The 17,870-nt window shown below is 64.2% G+C and carries 16 protein-coding genes and 1 pseudogene; 5 read left to right on the top strand and 12 right to left on the bottom strand.

Annotated elements, in window-relative coordinates:
• Positions 1–77 precede the first annotated feature (77 nt).
• Positions 78–1,265: a CaiB/BaiF CoA-transferase family protein gene (locus NLM33_RS14685; RefSeq protein WP_254096744.1), complete on the top strand. Its 1,188-nt coding sequence runs from the start codon at positions 78–80 to the stop codon at positions 1,263–1,265.
• A gap of 158 nt (positions 1,266–1,423) precedes the next feature.
• On the opposite strand, the gene NLM33_RS14680 is transcribed toward NLM33_RS14685, so the two are convergent.
• The 7 genes from NLM33_RS14680 to mdcA are packed head-to-tail and all read right to left on the bottom strand — an operon-like array spanning position 1,424 to position 7,438.
• A complete protein-coding gene (locus tag NLM33_RS14680) occupies positions 1,424–2,341 on the bottom strand; it encodes an acyltransferase domain-containing protein (RefSeq protein ID WP_254096743.1) in 918 nt (305 codons plus the stop codon).
• Positions 2,341–3,189, bottom strand: coding sequence for a triphosphoribosyl-dephospho-CoA synthase MdcB (gene mdcB / locus NLM33_RS14675; RefSeq protein ID WP_254096742.1), 849 nt, complete (start codon positions 3,187–3,189; stop codon positions 2,341–2,343). Before mdcB ends, NLM33_RS14680 begins: the two co-directional genes overlap by 1 nt.
• Complete coding sequence (gene mdcG / locus NLM33_RS14670; RefSeq protein ID WP_254096741.1) at positions 3,186–3,833, bottom strand: malonate decarboxylase holo-[acyl-carrier-protein] synthase; 648 nt, start codon at positions 3,831–3,833, stop codon at positions 3,186–3,188. Before mdcG ends, mdcB begins: the two co-directional genes overlap by 4 nt.
• Positions 3,826–4,566, bottom strand: coding sequence for a biotin-independent malonate decarboxylase subunit gamma (gene mdcE, locus NLM33_RS14665; RefSeq protein ID WP_254096740.1), 741 nt, complete (start codon positions 4,564–4,566; stop codon positions 3,826–3,828). The genes mdcG and mdcE overlap by 8 nt, the downstream gene beginning before the upstream one ends.
• The gene (locus tag NLM33_RS14660; RefSeq protein WP_254096739.1) at positions 4,553–5,467 is read right to left on the bottom strand and encodes a biotin-independent malonate decarboxylase subunit beta; all 915 of its coding nucleotides are present in this window, start codon (positions 5,465–5,467) and stop codon (positions 4,553–4,555) included. The genes mdcE and NLM33_RS14660 overlap by 14 nt, the downstream gene beginning before the upstream one ends.
• Complete coding sequence (gene mdcC / locus NLM33_RS14655; RefSeq protein ID WP_254096738.1) at positions 5,464–5,781, bottom strand: malonate decarboxylase acyl carrier protein; 318 nt, start codon at positions 5,779–5,781, stop codon at positions 5,464–5,466. Before mdcC ends, NLM33_RS14660 begins: the two co-directional genes overlap by 4 nt.
• A gap of 10 nt (positions 5,782–5,791) precedes the next feature.
• Positions 5,792–7,438, bottom strand: a complete 1,647-nt coding sequence (gene mdcA / locus NLM33_RS14650; protein WP_254096737.1) for a malonate decarboxylase subunit alpha — start codon at positions 7,436–7,438, stop codon at positions 5,792–5,794.
• A 193-nt stretch (positions 7,439–7,631) separates the two neighbouring features.
• Between mdcA and madL the strand changes: the two genes are divergently transcribed.
• From madL to NLM33_RS14635, 3 genes are read left to right on the top strand one after another with little or no spacing between them, the layout of a single operon-like run.
• Positions 7,632–8,072, top strand: coding sequence for a malonate transporter subunit MadL (madL, locus tag NLM33_RS14645; RefSeq protein WP_254096736.1), 441 nt, complete (start codon positions 7,632–7,634; stop codon positions 8,070–8,072).
• Positions 8,069–8,836: a malonate transporter subunit MadM gene (gene madM / locus NLM33_RS14640; RefSeq protein WP_254096735.1), complete on the top strand. Its 768-nt coding sequence runs from the start codon at positions 8,069–8,071 to the stop codon at positions 8,834–8,836. Before madL ends, madM begins: the two co-directional genes overlap by 4 nt.
• Positions 8,837–9,556 carry a GntR family transcriptional regulator gene (locus NLM33_RS14635; RefSeq protein WP_254096734.1) on the top strand — a complete coding sequence of 240 codons (720 nt, stop codon included), beginning with the start codon at positions 8,837–8,839 and terminating at the stop codon, positions 9,554–9,556.
• A gap of 20 nt (positions 9,557–9,576) precedes the next feature.
• Here NLM33_RS14635 and NLM33_RS14630 read toward each other — a convergent pair whose 3' ends face one another.
• Positions 9,577–10,725, bottom strand: coding sequence for an amidohydrolase (locus NLM33_RS14630; RefSeq protein WP_254096733.1), 1,149 nt, complete (start codon positions 10,723–10,725; stop codon positions 9,577–9,579).
• A 138-nt stretch (positions 10,726–10,863) separates the two neighbouring features.
• Positions 10,864–11,118, bottom strand: a complete 255-nt coding sequence (locus NLM33_RS14625) for a DUF1127 domain-containing protein (RefSeq protein WP_254096732.1) — start codon at positions 11,116–11,118, stop codon at positions 10,864–10,866.
• A 577-nt stretch (positions 11,119–11,695) separates the two neighbouring features.
• Here NLM33_RS14625 and NLM33_RS14620 point away from each other — a divergent pair.
• Positions 11,696–12,256: a hypothetical protein gene (locus tag NLM33_RS14620; RefSeq protein WP_254096731.1), complete on the top strand. Its 561-nt coding sequence runs from the start codon at positions 11,696–11,698 to the stop codon at positions 12,254–12,256.
• 75 nt (positions 12,257–12,331) lie between these two features.
• Here NLM33_RS14620 and NLM33_RS14615 read toward each other — a convergent pair.
• The 3 genes and pseudogenes from NLM33_RS14615 to NLM33_RS14605 all read right to left on the bottom strand — a co-directional run bounded on the left by NLM33_RS14615 (position 12,332) and on the right by NLM33_RS14605 (position 17,869).
• Positions 12,332–13,597: pseudogene (locus NLM33_RS14615) on the bottom strand (MFS transporter).
• Between the two features lie 111 nt (positions 13,598–13,708).
• Positions 13,709–16,699, bottom strand: coding sequence for a patatin-like phospholipase family protein (locus tag NLM33_RS14610; RefSeq protein WP_254096730.1), 2,991 nt, complete (start codon positions 16,697–16,699; stop codon positions 13,709–13,711).
• A 369-nt stretch (positions 16,700–17,068) separates the two neighbouring features.
• Complete coding sequence (locus NLM33_RS14605; protein ID WP_254096729.1) at positions 17,069–17,869, bottom strand: class I SAM-dependent methyltransferase; 801 nt, start codon at positions 17,867–17,869, stop codon at positions 17,069–17,071.
• Between the last annotated feature and the right edge of the window lies 1 nt (position 17,870).

Raw genomic sequence — 17,870 nt, 5'->3', positions numbered from 1 at the left:
GTTGCCACCTTGCCGCCGCAGCCAGTCCCTGTAATCTGGCAAAAACACAAGGTAAAAGACGATAAGGGAAGAAATCGATGGGGGGAGTTCTGGAGGGCGTGCGCGTCCTCGATTTCGGGCGCTATATCGCGGGGCCGTATTGCGCGACGTTGCTGGCCGAATTCGGCGCCGAGGTCATTCGCGTGGAAAAGCGCGACGGCAGCGAGGATCGCTTCGTGGCACCGGTCGGCGAAGGCGGTGAAGGCGCGCTGTTTCTACAGGTCAACCGCAACAAGAAGTGCATCACGCTCGATCCGATGAGGCCGGAAGGGCAGGAGGTGATGCGCCGCCTGATCGCGACCGCGGACGTGGTCGTCGCCAACCTGCCGCCACAGACCCTGCGCGCGATGAAGCTCGACTACGACTCGTTGAAGGCGATCAAGCCCGACATCATCCTGACGACGGCAACCGCATTCGGCGGGCCGGGGCCCTGGTCCGACCGCGTCGGCTTCGACGGTGTCGGGCAGGTCATGTCGGGTTCGGTGTACATGACGGGCGCCGGTGATCCGCCTTACCGGGCCGCGGTGAATTGGGTTGATTTCGGAACTGCATTGCATTGCGCGTTCGGGACGCTTGCCGCGCTGATCGAGCGGGCAAAGTCCGGGCGCGGGCAGATCGTCGAGGGCGCGTTGCTTGCGACCGCGCTGTCCTTCACCAACGCCACGCTGATCGAGCAGGCGGTGATATCAGCCAATCGCGTTCCGACCGGCAATCTCGGTCAGACCGCAGCTCCAGCCGACATCTACCGCACCAAGGACGGCTGGGTGCTGTGCCAGGTCACGGGTCATCCGTTGTTCAAACGCTGGGCGAAGCTGATGGGTGAGGAAGACCAGTGGCTGAACGATCCGCGCTTTGCCGACGATATCAAGCGCGGCGACAACGGCCCCATCATCAGCGAGCGGATGGCGCGCTGGTGCGCCGATCGCACCACGCAGGAGGCTGTCGACACGCTGGGACGTGCGATGATTCCGGCCGGGCCCGTCCTGAGCCCGCAACAGGCGCTGGATCATCCGCACATTCGCGCCGCCGGATTCATGCAGGACGTCGATTATCCAGGCTTGCCGAAGCCCGCACCGGTGACACGCGCTGCCGTCCGGCTGTCGGAAACGCCGGGTCAAATCGCGACGCGCCCGCCGACGCTCGGCGAGCATACCGATCTCGTCCTGGCCGAACTCGGCTACGACGCGGCTGCGATTGCTGCGCTTCGGCAAGGCGGCATCATCTAGCGGATAGGGCTAGAGCATGATCCGGACCCGAAGGGCCGCGTTAGCGCAAAGTGCACAGCGGTTTTCCCTCGCGACAAACGCGGAACGCGTTTGCGCGGAGATCATGCCCAAACAATAACCTAAGCGCGATGGCGATTCATTCCAATCTCATCGCGCTTTTAGTCGGACGCAATCCAGTTTCTCAAGCCGTCGACGGTGCGAAATCCGTCGGCGGCGTAGCAGCGCACGGATGGCTGAGAGGCCCGCATCATCTCTGCCAGCGCATGTCCTGGACCCAGGTCCAGCACCCGGGTCACGCCCAGCTCTGCCAGAGCTTCCAGGGTCGCGGACCAGTCGATGGCCCGTGCGACCTGGCACGCCAGTTTCGCTGTGTCGCCGGCGACAGAGAAGATGCGTTCGCCGTCACCTCCGGCAAGCAGGACTCGCTGGCTTGCAACGGCCGAGTGCCTGCTGGCGTCGAGCACCTGTTGCAGAGAGCCGCAGGCCTGCTCGAGCCTTGTGGTATGCGATGCGATTTTCACGGCGAGAAGGCCCGCGCGTGCGCCTTGCTTGGCGGCTTCATTGCAGAGATCGATGACATCCCGCTCGGCGCCTCCGATCACGAGAAGGAAGTCGGGGTTCTTGATCGCGATCTCGCAGCGATATTTCTCGAGCAGGCGTTCGAGCGCGGCCCGATCGAGGCCGCGGACGTAGCCCAAGCGGCCATCGGGGCCCGCCACACTTTCCATCAATCGGGCGCGAATATCCGTGAGCCGCAAGGCTTCATCGGCGGTCCAGATTCCTGCGATGCTCCATGCCGCCATCTCACCGACGCTATAGCCTGTGACGGCTGTCTGTTCGACCAGGAGGTCGGCAATGCAGGCGTGGATCGCGAGAGCTGACGTGACGGCCAGGATCTGGCTGGCGTGATTGGCGGACAGTTCGTCCGCGCTTCGCGTGCTGATGAACTCCCGCGGATCCTCACCGAGAAAAGCGGTTGCCGCGACGAAAACTGGTTCCGCGGCAGGTCGATCGGCGACCAGATCGAAGATCTTGTCCGAAAGGGTTCCTTGTCCGCCGCAGAGCAGTGCAAGCATCAAGCCTCCAGCCGATCGACGAAGAGGGCCATGGCGAGTAGATCCGCGGAGCCGCCGGGGCTCAGATTGCGTGCCACAAACGCTTGATGAATATCGACAGCTCTTCCGCGCCAACCCAGAGATCCGACGCCTCCAGCGGCAAGGAACGCGGAGGCGCTGGCTTGCGCGAAGCGCAATCCCTCGGGCCCGCCGCGATGCAGGAGGTTGGTGTCGGTGACATCGGCGATCAGCGTCATGCACGTCTGAATGCGGGCCGCCTCCTCATCATGTGCCGCAAGCTTGCGCGCCGCATGCAGCGCGGGCAGGGCGATGTCATAGACCGACGGAAAGCCTTGGGCGGCTTCTGCTCTGGCGCCGCCGGCGCCATAGCGCCGCGAGACCACGGCGCCATGGCTACGAAGCGATACGGGGCCGGACAGGATGTCTTCGCCCCAACGCTCCGAAACTAGCCTGCCGAGTGGCTTGCGAATGCCGACGGCGTTCCGATATCCGGCCGCGGCGCAAAGCAGACCCAGTCCAAAAATCGCCCCGCGATGCGTGTTGACGCCGCAGGTTGCAGTCAACATTGCGCGCTCCGCCGCAACGCCGACCGCACGCAATCGGTTCATGCCCGCACCTTCGGCGCCCGCGATGGCCAGATCGCGGAAGAACGACGTCAGGGTGTCGGCACTTCGGCACAGCAATTCAGCGTCCATGTCACCGTGTGCACCATTGTCGACGTGGCTGACGAGTCCCGGTTTCGGATAGGTCTCGACTTCGAGCTTCAGGCAGAGCGATGCGAGATGACCGAGCTGCTCCGCCCGATGCTCGCTTTCCGGCGACGATTTCCATCTCAGTGCAACGTTCATGGCACCCTAACGGACAGAAATGCTGCGCGCGTCGTGCTCTCGACGCCGGCGGGTTCCTTCACGAGGATTTCGTCCTCGTCAGCGCCGGTCAGCTCGCGCCATTGCACACCTCCCGCGTGACCGACGATCTCGCCATCGAGCCGCATCGGCGCCTGGTTCGCGATACGGGCGATCTCGGACGGCAGAGTCCTGGCTTGCTTCGCTGACGACAGCGGCCAAAGCAGATCGAGATCCGAACCATCCGAGAGATAGGCGAGACCAGTGAGATGCTGCCACGCGAGGCTGCCGAAGGTGCGGGTCTCCGGCAGAAGATCAAGGAGCAGGCCGATCGTGTCGCGCCAGCGTGCAGGTGCCGCCGCCGCGGCGTCGGCCAATAATGGAGGCGGAGCGGACGCGACGATATCGGCGGCGGCGAGCGAGACCGCAATGCGCCGTTTGCCGTGGCTCGGCGGCAGCGGCAGGCCAAGCGGAATCATGCCGGCGGTATCGCTGCAGGTTGGCCGGCGAACGATGAGAGGACGACCGGCGCGGGCCCAGCCTTCGATGGTCGGCTCCCCGGCAAGTCCGGGATATCGGTTCATCGCGGCGGTCCATCCAGCTGCCGAGGCCTTCACCATGGTATGGCGCTCGAGAAGCTCAGCCATGTTGCGATCCCTGATACGAAGCGGCTGCGTGTGCGACGACCCGATCCGCGATCTCGCCCGCTTTCCGCCGTCCGCCACGCTCGGCGCCAAGCCGAGCGCGATCGTCTTGTGCTGCCGGCCGTTCCAGCAACGCCGCAAGCTGCGGCGCCAAAGGTGCACTTTCGTCCCAGACGACGTGAATGCCGCCAGTCTTCACCATGTTCTCGAGCCCGGGCGCAAAGACTGGCGTCGCTTCCGCCTTGGCCTTCAGGACATCGATCGGAAGCTTGGTGACCCGCGCCATCGACGGCAGATCCATGACCGCGGGTTGCGCACCGGGAAGCGCCACCAGGGTAGCGGTGGCCAGCGCCGTGGCGATGAACGCACCGGCCGCGCTGCCGCCGTAGAGGAGACCGACAGTGCTATGTCCCGCAGCTTGCGCCAGTAGCAGAGTCTTGGCGAGGTGAGACAGGTACTCGCTGAGGCCGAGCAACTCGTCGCGCTTGCTCATGCGCTGGCTGGCGGAATCCACCAGGAACAGGATCGGCGCCCGATCTTTCGATTTGATGATCTCGATCGCGCGCCCCGCGAGCACGATCGCTTCGTCCACGCCGAGCGGCTGCCCTTGCGAGATGCCGAGCACGTGGATCGGCCCTCTACCCGGCAGGATCGCCTGTCCCGCGATCATCGCGCCGGTCATCTCGATCTTGCTGCCATTCGGGAACAGGCTGGCCAGAATGTCATCGAGCGTCATCGGCATTCTCCCTGTTGTTGGCCGCGCGAAGAAATGCGCCCGTCGGAAGTGAGGGGATCTCGGTCGGCTGGTCGATGCCAAGCGCCTGCCAGATCTCGACGGCGTCTTCGGCCTCGCCAAAACGCTGCAATCGCCGCTCGAGGCGCTTCTGCTCGGCTTCGAGAACCGCCGCGTCGCAGCCACGCTTGCCCTTGAGTTCGTCGATCGCCGCCTGGCGAAACGCCAGCGCCTCGTCGTCGACGAACGCATCGGCGCCGCCGATGAGATAGCGGTGCTTGCCGCCCATCGTGCGCCAGACGAGCGCGCGGTCGCGCGAGTCGAACTCCTCGATGCCCTTGTTGGTCTCGATGACCTCGGGGCCGCTGACGCTGATCCGCCCCTGCTCCGATACGATCAGACGCGAGCAGGTGCCGGCAATCAGGCTGCCGCCGCCATAGCATCCGGCTCGCCCGCCGATCAGCCCGATGACGCGGACCCCGGCACGCCGCGCTTCGACGACCGCGCGCATGATTTCCGCAATCGCGAGCTCACCGGCATTGGCTTCCTGAAGACGCACGCCACCGGTGTCGAACAGGATCAGCAGGTCTTGGTTGAGCGTGCGAGCCGCGCGCAGGAGGCCAGTGAGCTTCGCACCGTGGACTTCACCGAAGGCGCCGCCCATGAAGCGTCCCTCCTGCGCGGCGACGAGCACCGGCGATCCGTCGAGACGGCCGCGGCCGATGACGATGCCGTCATCGAACTGCTCCGGCAGGTCGAAGATCGCCAGATGCGGGCTCATCTCGCGCAGCTCGGGTCCGATGAATTCAGAAAAACTGCCGGCATCGACCAGCGCGTCGATGCGCTGCCGGGCGCTCGCCTCGTACCAGCTCAGCGAAACCGTGTTGGCTGTGACGGCTGTCATCGTTCCGGCCCCTCGATCTTGCGGATGCCTTGCGCGAGGCGGAGCGCGACCGTGTCGGGCCGGGCTCCGCCGTCATTGATGGAGATGCGTAGGCCACCGGCAGATCGGCGGGCGACGAAGTCCCGGACCACGGCGTCCCACACCGCGCCGAAGCCATGGGCCGCGGTCGCAATGTCGATCGTGCAGACGTCGGCCGGCGAGGCCCGTTCCAGCAGGACCTCGAGATTGCCGGAGGCGACGACGCCGACGATCGCCTGCGTGCGGGTACCACCGGCTCGCTGCGGTGCGGTTAGTTTGAAGCTGAGCTTTTCCATGCAAAACTCCTCACCAGTTGCGGAAGCGGCTGGGCGGACGGTAGCGGCCGCCGGATGCCAGCATGAGATCCTTGATCGAGCGCGCCGCCAGCAGGCTGCGATCGGCATCGAGCGGATCGATGCCGAGATCTTCGGGCCGTCGGATCACGCCGCGCTGCCTGAGCTGCTCGACCAGTTTCGGATCGCGGGCCCGGCCGATGTCCGTGTATCCGGCAACGCCGCGGATTGCCTGCTCGCGCTCGTCCTTGGTCCGGCACATCAAGAGGTTGGCGATGCCTTCCTCGGTGACGATGTGTGTCACGTCGTCCGAGTAGACCATCACCGGAGCCAGATCGAGGTTGAGCTCGCGCGCCAGATCGAGCGCATCGAGCCGTTCGACGAAGAGCGGGGCATTGCGCTCGCCAAAGGTCTCGCCGATCTGCACCACCAGCTTGCGGCCGCGGCGGAGCGCAGCGTTGGAGTCGGGGTCGGCCTCGGCGCCGGCCTTGAGCCAGGGTTCGCTCGGATGGCGGCGGCCACGCGGATCGGATCCCATGTTGGGCGCGCCGCCGAATCCAGCGATGCGGCTGGTCGTCACCGTCGAGCTGTGGCCTTCGAGATCGATCTGGAGCGTCGATCCGATGAACATGTCGCAGGCATAGAGGCCCGCCGTCTGGCAGAAAGCGCGGTTCGATCGCAGCGACCCGTCGGGACCCGTGAAGAAGATGTCCGATCGCGCGGCGACGTAATCCTCCATGCCGACTTCCGATCCAAAGCAATGGATCTGGTCGACCCAGCCGAATTCGATAGCCGGAATGAGGGTTGGATGCGGATTGAGTGCGAAGTGGGTGCAGACCTTGCCCTTGAGGCCGAGCTTCTCGCCATAGGTCGGCAGCAACAGCTCGATCGCGGCCGTGTTGAAGCCGATGCCATGATTGAGCCGGCGTACGCCGTATGGCGCGTAGATGCCCTTGATGGCGAGCATCGCCGTCAGGATCTGGGTTTCGGTGATGGCGGCGGGGTCGCGGGTGAAGAGCGGCTCGACATAGAACGGTCTGCCGGCTTCGACCACGAAATGCACGAGGTCGCCGGGGATGTCGACGCGCGGCACCTTGTCGACGATCTCGGTGACCTGTGCCACAACGAGACCGTTCTTGTAGCTGGTGGCCTCGACCACCGTTGGCGTGTCTTCGGTATTTGGTCCCGTATAGAGGTTGCCGTCCTTGTCGGCGCTCACCGCCGCGATCAGTGCGACGTTCGGCGTGAGATCGATGAAATAGCGGGCGAATAACTCGAGGTATGTGTGCACGGCCCCGAGCTCGATCTTGCGGCCGAACAGCATCCGCGCGATGCGCGCCGACTGCGGGCCCGAATAGGAAAAGTCGAGCCGCCGCGCGATGCCCTTCTCGAAGATGTCGAGGTGGGAAGGCAGCACCACGCCGGACTGCACCATGTGCAGGTCATGAACGTCCGCGGGCTCGAGGTTCGCGAGCGCCGAGGCGAGGATGTCGGCCTGCTTCTGATTGTCGCCCTCGAGGCACACCCGGTCGCCTGACCGGATTACCGCCTTCAAAAACGCAGGCAGGCTCGGGATCGGGACGATCTTTCCCTTTGCGTGCCGCTGGCCGGCCGCCAGGCGCTCGCCCAGGGCGGCCTTCTGCATACCCCAATCGCTCATTTCGACTCCTTGGCATGCCGGGTTGTCTTCGATGGCTCGGAATGTATGCGTATTGCCTTCTTCTGTCAATTAGTGTATACGTAACTTCATAAGCGATGGATATTCGCATGCACAGGAGGAAATTTAAGATGCGAATGCATACAGAGCATCCCAGTTCTGGGGTTGGTGCCTGGCTCGCCAAGGGGAGGCGCCCGTGACCATTTCCGGCGTTGCATTGCTTTCGATCTGCACCCTCCTGGGTGTTTTGCTGGGCGACCTGCTCGGCGTCGCACTCGGCGTGAAGGCCAATGTCGGCGGCGTCGGCATCGCGATGATGTTCCTGATAGCGGCCCGGCTCTGGCTGGTTCGGCGCGGCCTGCTCAGCCACGGGCTCAAGACCGGCGTCGAGTTCTGGGGCAGTTTTTACATTCCGATCGTGGTCGCCATGGCCGCGCAGCAGAACGTGGTTGCCGCAGTCAAAGGCGGGCCGATCGTGGTCATCGCCGGCGTCGGTTCCGTCGCGGTGTGCTTTGCGATGGTCGCCCTGATCGGTCGGCTCAGCGGTCCTGTCGAGACGATTGACGAGATCGAGGCGCGCGAAGCCGAGGCGCTCGCCGCGCCTGTGCTCGGTCTCAAGTCCGGGAGGGTCGGATGAACAACATGATGTCTCACGTTCTCGCCGCCAATTCGCTGCTCACCGCGTTCGCCGCCGTGGGGATTCTGATGTGGATCTCCGGAGCGATCTCGAGATACTTCACTTTCGGGCGCATTCACGGCTCGGCGATCGCGATCATGCTGGGCCTCGGGCTGGCCTTCTTCGGAGGCCTCGCCACAGGGGGTGAAAAGGGCGTGGCTGACCTGCCGGCGCTGGCCGGGATCGGCCTGATGGGCGGCGCGATGCTGCGGGATTTCGCGATCGTCGCCACGGCCTTCGAGGTCGATGTCGTTCATGCGCGCAAGGCCGGGGTGATCGGTGCGGTCGCGCTCGGGTTGGGAACGGTCGTCCCGTTCATTCTGGGCGTGTTCGTTGCCGCGGCGTTTGGCTATACCGATGCGATCTCGCTGACGACGATCGGTGCCGGCGCGGTCACCTACATCGTGGGGCCCGTCACAGGGGCGGCGATCGGGGCATCTTCACCGGTTATTGCGCTCTCGATTGCGACCGGTGTATTCAAGGCGGTGATCGTGATGATCGGCACGCCTTTCGTGGCGAAGATGATCGGTCTCAACAATCCGCGCAGCGCGATGGTGTTCGGTGGATTGATGGGAACGGTCAGCGGCGTTTCGGGGGGGCTTGCCGCGACCGATCGGCGTCTGGTGCCTTATGGCGCGTTGACTGCGACATTCCATACGGGATTGGGATGTCTGGTCGCACCGTCCATCCTTTACTTCGCCGTGCGTGCGATCATAGGAGGCTAAATGGCAGGTTTGCTCAAGGTCGCAGCCGAAACGGAAGACGATGGGGGACTGCTCTCCGATCGGATCCGGAACGCGCTGACCGACGAGATCGCGTCGGGCGCGCTCGTCGCCGGTTCGGCCTTGGAAGAGCAGCAGCTTGCCGATCGCTTTGGGGCTTCCCGCACGCCGGTGCGGGAGGCTCTTCGCCAGCTCGTGGTCAGCGGCCTCGTTGAAGTGCGCGGACGCCGCGGCCTCGTCGTGGCGCGGATGACACCCGAGCGCATCATGGACATGTTCGAGACCAGCGCCGAAGTGGAAGCGATGTGCGTCAGGCTTGCGACCTACCGCATGACGCCGCTCGAGCGCAGTGACCTGATCGAGCTCCACGAGGGCTCGCGGGCGATGGTCGAGGCGAACGACGTCGATGCCTATGATGCCTTTAACCGGCAATTCCACGAATGCATCTACCGCGCGACGCACAACTCGTTTCTTGCCGAGCAGGCGCAAGACGTCCGCTCACGACTGAGCGCCTTCCGTCGGACGCAATTGCGCCAGGGCGATCGCATTCGCAGATCTCGTGACGAGCATGAGGCGATCATGCAGGCGATCGCGGAAGGCGACGGCGATACCGCATCGCGCAGAATGCGTGCCCATATGTTGAATGCGGCCGCAGCGCTCAGGCGCTACATCGATGATCGCCTTGGCGGGCAGGCGGACGGGCTTGCGCCCGACAATGGCTGACCGTCGCCAGCGGCCATCAGCTAATTCGAAGCCAGCGCCGTCTTGGCGACCTCGGCCAGCCAGCCTGATGCCACCGGCAAGATCGCGTCGTTGAAATCGTAGCGCGGGCCGTGAAGCTCGGCGCCGTCGCGCAGGGGCCCGTTGCCGATCCAGACGAAGGCGCCGGGGCGATGCTGGAGGTAGAAGGCGAAATCCTCGCCGGCCATGCTGGGGGCGAGGTCGCGGCGCTGCAGCGCCTGCACTTTCTCCGCGGCGATGCGCGCCAGCCCCGCCTCCGCCGGCGTATTGACGACCGTGCCCACGCCGAAGGTGATGTCCGGCGTGACCTTGACGCCAAAGCTCGTCGCGATGCCGGCGCAGGTCCGCGCGATGCCTTCGACGATGGTATCGCGGACCGTGCCGCGATGATTGCGCAGCGTGCCGCGGATCACCACGCGCCCGGCGATCTGGTTCGCCGCCGTGCCGCCCTCGATCATGCACAGCGAGAGCACGGCAGTGTCGAGCGGGTCGACATTGCGCGCCACGATCGATTGCAGCGCCACGATCAGGTGGCCGGCGGCAACAACCGGATCGCGCGTCAGATGCGGCATGCCGGCATGGCCCGCGTGTCCCTCGATCGTCAGCGTGACGCGCCCGCCGGAAGCCATGACGACGCCGTCGTGGACCGCGACGGTGCCGGCGTCCAGCCCCGGCCAGTTGTGGAAGCCGAAAATCCGCGTCATCGGAAAGCGCTCGAACAGGCGGTCGGCGACCATCGCGCGCGAGCCGCCAAAACCCTCCTCGGCCGGCTGGAAGATGAAATCGACCGTGCCGCTCCAGCTCGCATCGCCAGCGAGCAGCGCCGCCGCGCCGAGCAGCGATGCGGTGTGGCCGTCATGTCCGCAGGCGTGCATGATGCCTTGATGGCGCGAGGCGTAGGCAAGTCCGGTCTCCTCACGGATCGGCAGCGCATCCATGTCGGCGCGCAAGCCGACCCGCGCGCTCGCGGACCCACGCGTCAGCGTCGCAACGATGCCGTGGCCGCCGATGCCGGCTTCGAAGGGGATGCCGAGCTCGGCAAGCTTCCCCTGCACGAAGGCTGACGTCGCCTTCTCCTGCAAGGAGAGCTCGGGATGGGCATGCAGATGCTGGCGCCACGCGGTGAGCTTCTGGTGGAGTTCAGGTGTCAAGGTCTCGGTCTTTCGGATGGTGCCGGCACCCGCCACCATAACCGAATTTGAGCCTCGCACATCCGGCGCGCGGGAATGGCTCGCGTGCAACAAAACGCTTTCCATTAAGGCGAAAGCCGTGCCAGCCCGTTCCGGATATCAGAACATCGTCGACGGGATCGATCGGACGCCGCGCGGGTCGATATTTGGGTTCGAGGCGACGTAGTCGATCTCACCACGCGAAATGCCGATGTCGGTCAATTCCCGGTCACCCAAATCGAACAGCGCGTCGCGCCGCCGCGCGCGCTTGCGCCGCTCTTGAAACGCCTCCCAATGTCTTTCCAGGAATCTGACGACGCGCCGCGCAGAAGCAAGCCGCCTGTCCAACCGCGTTGCACTGTAGGTCGTGCTCATGGCGCAATCTCCGAATTCCAAACTCGGCCGGCACGCGCATCATCGCGGCCGCCTCGCTAGCTGGCAGTCTCCAAAATCAGCTTTGACCGAAACATGGTTGGCTTCGCCATCAATCTGGAGCGCGCGGCCAACATTTCTGTCTGGCGGAGGCAGGCGCAGCTGCTGCAACGGTTACGTCAAAAGCAACCGCGATAGCTCCGATCCAGAACAGCTTCCTGATGGAAATCCCCTGCGCAGAAAATTTCGCAAAGCCGACTTCCGTCAATAACCTTAGCTCGCTGACGCAGGATCCGTTGTGAGCGAATTCACATGCAGCAGCGAATTTCGAACGCCCGCGACAATTCGTCTCGCCGAAAACATGCTCCACAAAGGTTGTGTACTGGAATTATTCAATCAAAGGCGCTTGAAAACGGGTTGGCGAGCATTCCAATGTGATGCTATCCTAGGTGGTGAGCAGGCGTTCTTGGAAAAGCGTCCAGCAGGAATGCTCCAGCATCTGTGGAAGGCATATGGAGAAATCCAGGCAACGCGCCGAGGTGCCGCTCATCCGTCCCAAACATCGTTCATGGAGGTCGAGATGGCTACCAATCCAAAGGGCTCCAACTCCGAGCGACTGACGCATCCGCTTCTCGAACATCTCGGCCCCATCGGGGCAGCAACGGAAAATCTCTTCGGATACAGCGCCAAGATCGTGTGCGGCAGGCAGAGCGAGCAGGGCTGCTGTTGTCCTGCAGGAACCCGGCCCGGCGTCTACGCGACCGAGGTCAACATCCAGAATCTCAATCTCGTCGTCGCCCCGGTCGTGAAGTTCGTGCTGCCCCTGATCAACTCGGGCGCCGTCGTCGCTCGCGAGCCTGACATCGCCGATCCCACCACGCTTGCCAGGCGTCAGGTCGAGATCATCAAGATCCCTCCGCTGGGGGCGACGATGGACGATTGCTGCCGTATCGCGCAGATGCTGCTGGGCGCGACCCCGAACGGCGACACCGCGCTGACCATCGCGATCCTGACGATCGTGAGCCAGTTCGAGCTGTCCGTCTCCACGGTCTACACGGCGACGCCCCTGAACGGCGACGGCATCAGCATCGACGTCGAGTACGTTCCACCGCGGCTGCTGCGGCTCCGCGGCCAGGGTTGACCGGAACGTAGGTCCGCCACGCGTGCGTTGAATCGATTGTGGTAGCCGGGGCGAAAGCCCCGGCGCGCGCTCCCATCAACTCATGCGTGACGAGGATGAGCTTGGCGACGTATAAGCCAGGAAGATCAGCGTGCCGATCAGAAGGGCCGCGGCCATGAACAGCAGCACCGCCGGCAGTCCTGCGAGCGCCGCCACTGCGCCGGTGGTCGACTGCATCAGGGCCGCGCCGAGGAAGAAGGCGAGGTTCACCGCGGCGAGTGCCTTGCCCGCAACTTGCGCGTCGACCAGTTGCCGTGACATGCCGAACAGCAGCGGCTACGCGGATGTTGCAAGGCCAATGAGCACGAACAGCACGAGGTCGTATCGCGGCGGCATGACGGGAACGCCGAGCAGCAGAGAGACCGCATTGTGAGGCGCGCCGAGCGCCATCAGCGCGAGCAGAAATGCCGCGACGAGGTGAGCACCGGCAACCAGCTCGCGCCGGCGGCCGAACCTGCGATCGACCATGCCGATGCAAAGCGGGCCGACGATCATCGCGATCGTGAACGCGCCGAGCTGGTTGCCGGCCTCGACCCGCGACAAGCCCTTGATCTCCATCAGCCACGGCCCGCCCCACAGGCCCCGCAGCACCAGCGAGGTCGCAAGCGATACCAGCGCGAGCGCGATCAGACCGCGTAGGGGACGAGAGAATCCGAGCCGCAGCACCTCGATCATCTGCGACAGGGGCGAGGAATCGTCCTTGTGCTCGGCCGGCTGGTTCGGCACCAGCGCGAACACGGCGAGCCCCACCAGGATGCCGGCCAGCCCAGAGATCCAGAACCCGGCGCGCCAGCCGTAATGATCGACCACGAAGGCGAGCGGGCTCGACGACAGCAGCATGCCGATATTGCCGATCGAGAGGATCGCGCCGGACCACAGGCCGAACCGCGCCGCCGACAATTGCTTGGCAGCCAATGTCATCGGGCACATCAGCATGCCGGAGGTGGCAACGCCGAGCAGCAATTGGCCGAACGCGAAACTTTGCGGCCCCGTCGCAAAGCCGGAAGCTGTGGCGCCGACCACGGTTCCACCGAGCAGGCTGAGCGACACCGGGCGTACGCCGAAGCGGTCCATCGCAGCGCCGACCGGGATCTGGGCTGCGGCAAAGGCGAAATGATAGACCGAGGTGAGGCTGGCCAGCGCCTGCGGCCTGATGCCGAAATCCGCGGCCATCAGATCGAGGCTGACCGCCGGAATGGTGCGCAGCAGGGTCGAGAGCATGTGACCGCAGGCGAGCGCCACCAGAGCAAAGATCAGCGCGCGGGTGCCAACTCCCGCTTCCTCCGTGGCCACCGCAGTCATGAGCGTCCCGTCCCGGCAAGGGTTTTCGGTGGGGTACACGATTGGGGGACGTGTGCCAATGGCGGGAGGGGCAGCTCCCTATTCCGGGATTGCGGCCTTCCGGAGCTTCATCTAGCCCTTGAGCTTCTCGATGATCGAGACGAATGTGGGTTCCGCTTTCGTGGCGACATCGATCGAAACGGCTCCTCCGGATTCGAACGCACGTTCTGCGATCTCGTAACCGAGCATGCGGTAGCTCTCGAATTGCGACTCCGTGAAGAATTGATTCAGCGTCGTCTCATGCGGAAAGGACACGTGAGATATCGCGTAGCTCAGCACCCCGATCGGTTCCGAGCCGTGCAGACCCGACTTGAAGTAAAGGAGCAGCCCGTTCCTTGAATCGCCGCCGTCGGACTCATGATAGAGGATGTCGCCAATCGCCCAATAGGGCTCTTCCGGCGCAGGGCTTGGACGCTCCTTGAAGCGCTTCTTGAGCCGGTCCAGGCCGTGCAGGTCGATACGCACGCCGAGGTCGATCCACACCTTGCGAAGCGCGTTGCCGAGATCTTCGAAGGAGTAGTCGGGGTCGCACCCGGCGTCACTGACGACGATCACGCGGCAACGCCGCCGAACCATTTCGTAGAGGCCGAGGTTTTCGAAGTGCCCGCCGTCGCTCAGGTATACCCAGCGCTCGGTCTCGCTCGTCAGGCCGAACATCTCCATGAAGAACGGGCGCAGCGCATTGCGCGGCTTGACCTCCGAATAGTAGGGATTGTCGCCGCGCGGGTTGGCCAGCCACCAGCCGAGGCGCACGTTGAACAGCGTCATCAGGAAAGCGACGCCTGGCGATGAGTTGTAACCCATGTTCGGACTGACGGCGGCGCCGGAAATGGCCATGGCTGTCCCGAGCGTCAGGCCAAGCCTTCCGCCGTAAGGCTGCGGCTGGCCGGTCGTGGCATAGGTCGTCCGGTAAGCGCCATCGGAAAATATCGCGCTGCCGCTGCCGCAATGGAGCGGCGAGAAGGTGAAAGGCGCCGCCATCCGTTCCTGCCATGCCAGGTTCTTGGACGACACGAGGTTGAGCGCCGCGCTGATGACATGGAGCGGCTTCCAATTGGTCCCCAGCGGTTTAACGCCATGTTCCCAGAGCTCGTGCAAACGCGGGCTGTCGCGACTGTCGAAATCCGTGAAGGCGTTCTTCGTCTGGTCGCGGTCGCTCTCATGGCGTGAGGCGCCAAGAAAGGCACGAACCAGGCGGTTTCGGTAGATGCTGTGGAGTGAGTAGCGGTTGATGCTAAGCACATGTGCGGCTGCGCCGATCAACAGCGCGAGCACGGCGCCTGCTCCGACCACGAGTGTCCAGGGCGCATGGTCGGGACCGGGCGCGAAAGATGCGAGCGCCAGGTCGCACACGATGGACAGCACGGCCACCAGGATGGCGGCGAAAACCGCCGCGGCGATCGCTGCGATGGTGTTGAGCCCGAAGTATTGGCGCAAGCCTGTGGTCGCTTCCTCGGCGATGGCCTTGGTCTTCGAGCTCGATCCCAGGACGACGGAAATCAGGCCCGAAATACCTCCGCCCGTTGCGAGCGAGGGGACAAGCCAGCTGCCAAGCTCACTGATCCATTTTGCCGCCGGCGGCGAGCCAAGCACGAGTCCGAACCAGAGCAGCCAGCCAAGATATGCAAGTGTGAAGATGCCGCTCGCGCGTGCCTGGAATTCGAGCCCCGCATCCACCTCGGACAGAAACTCGGCAAACGAGATATAGATGACGTCGGCTATGATGCGCGCCGCGACGATCCAGGGCAGTCCGAGTACGCAGGCAAAACCCGCGACTGCAGCAACGGAGTAGGATGGCTCGGATTCGAAATGCAAAAGCAAAACCAGTCCCGCTGCAATCAGCACGCCGAAAGCCACGCCGGCAACACACCAGGCGCCAAGATCGATCCATCGATGCTTGATACGGGCCCCGAGCGGTTGGTGGGCCGTGCTTCGTAAAATGAAGCTCCACAGCGGCGCCAGCAACCAGCAAAGGAAAAAAAGCGCGGCTCCAAGGATGGCGCCGCGACTGAGCACCGCGGCCTCGAGGTGATCTCTTGCGAACTGCTCGAGGAACTTGAATCCGCTGGCACTGATCACGGCCGTGAGCGTCGACAGACCGTATTGACTTTGCAATACGAAAATCAGCAGCGCGGCTCCGACGAGGAAGGGCATCAGGTCGCAGACGAAAAACCACGGTTGCGGGACGTTGATCCATCCGCGGGCGGGACGGTTTGCGGCAGAGAACGACAAGGAGATGATGAAGCAAAGGGTTGGCACGATCATCAGGAACTCGAACCACCTTGATGGGTTCGCATCCGTGATGTTGTGGGCGTCGATGACTCCGTAGTAGAGCGCCTTGGTGACAAGCACCATGAGGATCATCGGGGGAACGAGCAGCACCCAGTTCAGGAACAGGTTGCGCAGGACGCCGGCAACGTCGCTCCACAGATCAGGAGAAATCGGCGAAAAGCTGGGAGCGAGATAGTGCGTGTTGCGCCGGAGGTTGGAGATCGGCTCTGCTTCTTCGTGATCTCTCAGCTGACCGGAACTGTCGGCGTCTTCCGTATATCGCCGATTGAGTGCGGAAACCACGCGATCCGGGTCGCGCGCGTGCGTGGTCTGGCCTGCGCTCGCGGCGGCTGCGGCACGCTGCTTACGCTCCTGACAGAGCCATGCCGACAACCAGCTGCCGATATAGCCGCCACCCGACACGGTTGAAAGATACTCGAACTGCGTCAGAGCCGAACCGGCCTTCTCACCTTCACGCTTCGACGTGACGTTCAGGGCGGCAAGCCTTTGCAGGATGCCGAGCGCAAACGCCGCGCTGCGGATTCCCCCGCCGGAGAGGCACAGCGCCCATCGGTCGTCTGCGTTGAGCGCTCGATAGATGTCGAGGAGTGTACCCGGCATGGGCTCCGGTGTGGACGGCGCCTGCGCTGCTGCCGGCGATGTTGCGGGCGGTTGCTGCGTGGGATCGGGCGACGTCGTGTTCGGCGGCTGCGCAGGCGAGAAATGGAGAGGCTTGCCTGCGAGAGCCTGCCGTTCATCCCACAGAACCTGTGAAAGACCCAATGCCGGCATGACTGTTTCCCCCTCACGAGCTCCGTGCACGCGAGCATCGTTTCCCGTTTGCCCCCCGACCTCGGACAGCCGGCAGGTGAGGGTCGCAATTATTGGTTGATGGCCGAGAGTAGACTACTATATGGCGTGTCGACGATCAGAGCAACACTGACGATCTGGCGGGAAATCATTTCACCTCACGCAGCAGCGCCCGCGTCACCCCAGTAACGCCCGCACCCTGCCTTCACTCAGCGATCGCCTCGCCGTAGGATGGCTAGAGCGAAAGCGAAACCCATCGACTTGCATCCGAGGGAAATGGGTTTCGCGAAAGGCTCAACCCATCCTACGAGCTTCATACCCGCTCGAAACCATGCGCCCCCGGGCCGCGAGTCAGGGAACGATGCCACGGCAGGCCCACGCGACGTTTGCAAAGGACCTCGGGCCATCGGGCCGGCCGGCCTCGTAGGCACCGCGCACGGCGGCGTCGGTGCGCGCTCGCTCCGCAGCGTCGAGCGCTGCCACATACTTGCCGAGCGGCCCTTCGCCGGCGGCAATCGGCGCCCAATAGTCGGCAAAGCTTTGGTAGTCCATGCGGATCATCAGCTCCATTTCCGCAATGTCCACGAGACCCTGTTCGGCAAAGGTCCGTCTCAGTTCGCCCGGCTGCATCATCGGTTGAAAGCAATAGCGACTGCGCAGCTGGCGCCCGCTTTCACCGAGTGCCGCCACCGTGTCGACCATCATGCGCATGCCGGGCATGCCGCCGAGATGATCCCACACCGCTGCCGCGACCACGCCACCCGACCGAACGACACGGCGCATCTCGGCGACGGCCTTGCCGGCTTCGGGAACGAAGTGGAGCACGAGGAGCGCCAAAGCACGGTCGAACGTGCCGTCCTCGAAGGGCAGGGCGCAGGCATCCGCTTGTCGGACTTTTATTCGCGGGTTTGTGTTGCGCCGGACCGCCTCCTCGACAAAGACCGGTGAATAGTCGACCGCGGCGATCTCGGCGAGGTCGGCGGCTTTGGCGAGCGCGAAGGTCAAGCTCCCGGTGCCACAGCCGACGTCGAGAATCCTTTCGCCGTCGGTAACCCCCGTGAAGTCGATGAACAGCGGCGCGAGTCTTCGGCTCCAGCGGCCCATGAGCTGCTCATAGCCCACGGCGTCGTGGACGTTGAAGTCCGAGGTCATC

Source organism: Bradyrhizobium sp. CCGUVB1N3 (assembly GCF_024199925.1).
GTDB lineage: Bacteria > Pseudomonadota > Alphaproteobacteria > Rhizobiales > Xanthobacteraceae > Bradyrhizobium.
The sequence above is the reverse complement of the archived record's forward strand: the minus strand, read 5'-3'. Positions and strand labels throughout refer to the sequence as shown.

What these genes read in the sequence shown, in the direction of transcription:
- NLM33_RS14685 (WP_254096744.1), top strand. Translation starts at nt 78, where the DNA reads ATGGGGGGAGTTCTGGAGGGCGTGCGCGTCCTCGATTTCGGGCGCTAT.
- NLM33_RS14620 (WP_254096731.1), top strand. Translation starts at nt 11,696, where the DNA reads ATGGCTACCAATCCAAAGGGCTCCAACTCCGAGCGACTGACGCATCCG.
- mdcA (WP_254096737.1), bottom strand. Translation starts at nt 7,438, where the DNA reads ATGAGCGATTGGGGTATGCAGAAGGCCGCCCTGGGCGAGCGCCTGGCG.
- NLM33_RS14610 (WP_254096730.1), bottom strand. Translation starts at nt 16,699, where the DNA reads ATGCCGGCATTGGGTCTTTCACAGGTTCTGTGGGATGAACGGCAGGCT.
- mdcB (WP_254096742.1), bottom strand. Translation starts at nt 3,189, where the DNA reads ATGAACGTTGCACTGAGATGGAAATCGTCGCCGGAAAGCGAGCATCGG.
- madM (WP_254096735.1), top strand. Translation starts at nt 8,069, where the DNA reads ATGAACAACATGATGTCTCACGTTCTCGCCGCCAATTCGCTGCTCACC.
- NLM33_RS14605 (WP_254096729.1), bottom strand. Translation starts at nt 17,869, where the DNA reads ATGACCTCGGACTTCAACGTCCACGACGCCGTGGGCTATGAGCAGCTC.
- NLM33_RS14625 (WP_254096732.1), bottom strand. Translation starts at nt 11,118, where the DNA reads ATGAGCACGACCTACAGTGCAACGCGGTTGGACAGGCGGCTTGCTTCT.
- mdcE (WP_254096740.1), bottom strand. Translation starts at nt 4,566, where the DNA reads ATGACGCTCGATGACATTCTGGCCAGCCTGTTCCCGAATGGCAGCAAG.
- NLM33_RS14660 (WP_254096739.1), bottom strand. Translation starts at nt 5,467, where the DNA reads ATGACAGCCGTCACAGCCAACACGGTTTCGCTGAGCTGGTACGAGGCG.
- NLM33_RS14635 (WP_254096734.1), top strand. Translation starts at nt 8,837, where the DNA reads ATGGCAGGTTTGCTCAAGGTCGCAGCCGAAACGGAAGACGATGGGGGA.
- mdcC (WP_254096738.1), bottom strand. Translation starts at nt 5,781, where the DNA reads ATGGAAAAGCTCAGCTTCAAACTAACCGCACCGCAGCGAGCCGGTGGT.
- NLM33_RS14680 (WP_254096743.1), bottom strand. Translation starts at nt 2,341, where the DNA reads ATGCTTGCACTGCTCTGCGGCGGACAAGGAACCCTTTCGGACAAGATC.
- mdcG (WP_254096741.1), bottom strand. Translation starts at nt 3,833, where the DNA reads ATGGCTGAGCTTCTCGAGCGCCATACCATGGTGAAGGCCTCGGCAGCT.